This is a genomic window from Streptomyces sp. NPDC029152 (genome assembly GCF_055564355.1).
Window position 1 is genome coordinate 1 of the sequence record NZ_JBVHWR010000064.1, and the last position, 1,683, is coordinate 1,683.

Annotated in this window: 1 protein-coding gene; it reads right to left on the reverse strand. The window is 72.1% G+C overall.

Going from position 1 to position 1,683, the window contains the following annotated elements; genetic code table 11:
- Positions 1–1,683: condensation domain-containing protein (locus ACZ4V6_RS36530; RefSeq protein ID WP_467835586.1), on the reverse strand; the 1,683-nt coding region annotated here is incomplete at both ends.

A 1,683-nucleotide genomic window follows, 5' to 3' on the forward strand; every position in this document is an offset into this window, starting at 1 on the left:
GCAGGAAGGCCTCCCGCGCGTCACCGTCCACATCCGCGGCCATCGACTCCAGGACCGCCCGGTACATCGCCGCCAACCGGTCCACCGCGGCACGGCCCAGCACGGCCGGGTCGGCCGTGAGCAGCAGTCCGCTGCCTCGAGCGGCGACCGCCAGGCCGAACTCCGTGGCGCCCTCGCCGTCACCGGAGTCCGCGTCGACGAGATCGCTGTCGGCCTGGGCGTCGGAGAGGTCGAGGTAGCTGAAGCGGACGTCGAGGAGGCGCGTACCGTCTCCCAGCTCGCGCTGCATCACCGGCATGGGGAAGCGGCGGTGCGGCCAGAGGTCGGCCTCCTGGTCGAAGACCTGGTGGATGAGTTCGGCCCAGGTGCGGGCGCCGCGCCGGTGGGCGAAGGGCACCGTGTTGAGGTACATGCCGTAGACCCGCTCGGCGCCCTCGACCTCGGGGCGGCCGCTGGAGACCAGGCCGGTGCAGAAGGTGTCCTCGACGGTGAGCGCGCTCATCACCTTGAGGTGCGCGGCGTGCAGGACCGCCTTGAGCGAGGTGCCCGTCGTGCGCGCCGCGGACCGCAGTGCCGTGGTGAGGTCGTCGAGGGGTACCCGCACGGTGACCGCGCGGTCGCCGGGCTCGGCGTCGCCCCACCCGGCCGGCAGCTCGAACTTGGCGTGGTCGGTGAGGACGTCCCGCCAGTAGGCACGGTCCTCCTCCGAGTCGAGGGACGCCTGCTCCGCCGCCACGAAGTCCGCGTACCGGACGTCGGGGACCTCCACCGTCCGAAGCCGCTCGCCGACGCGCAGGCGCAGGTAGCCCTCGACGATGTCGCTGAGCAGGGTGCGGTGGCTCCAGCCCTCCGTGATCGGGTGGCAGACACTGACCGAGAGCCACCACGCCTCGTCGGACTCGACCAGCGCCGACACCCGGAGCAGCGGCGCCCGGTCGAGCTCGAAGGCGGTGGCCTGCTCGTTCACGATGTGCGCCCGGCGCGCCTCCGCCTGCTGTGCGGGGCTCATGCCGCGCAGGTCATGCACGGTGACGGGGAGGTCCGCCGTCGCGTGGATCAGTTGCAGCGGCACCGAGAAGGCGTCGAGCTCGAAGGAGGCCCTCAGCATCTCGTGGCGCTCCATCACGGCCTGTCCCGCGCGGCGCAGGGCGTCCACTTCGAACGGACGGCCGTCCTTGATCCGGAACGTCGTGGTGTTGTGGTACTTGTTCCGCCCGTCGTCGGCCAGCATCTCCACCAGCATGCCGAGCTGCACCTGCGCCAGCGGATAGGCGTCCACCAGGCCGTCCGGCAGCCGGTTCCGGTCCTCGTCGCCGATCAGGGCGAAGGGGGCGACGAGCGTCTCCCCCGCACCGTCCGCTTCGCCGCTGGTGAGGGTGGCGGCCAGGCCCGCGACGGTCCGGTGCTGGAAGACATCCCGCACGGCGGCCTCGAAGCCCTCCGCGCGCAGGGCGCCGACCAGGGCGATCGCCTTGATCGAGTGCCCGCCGAGATCGAAGAAGTTGTCCTCGACCCCGACCCGCTCGACACCCAGCACCTTGCTCCACACCGCCGCGATGCGTTCCTCGGTGGGGGTGCGCGGGGCGACGTAGGAGTCGGTGGCGGTCTCGTCGGGATCGGGCAGGGCGCGGCGGTCGAGTTTGCCGTTGGCGGTCAGCGGCAGCGCGTCCAGCTGCACGTAGA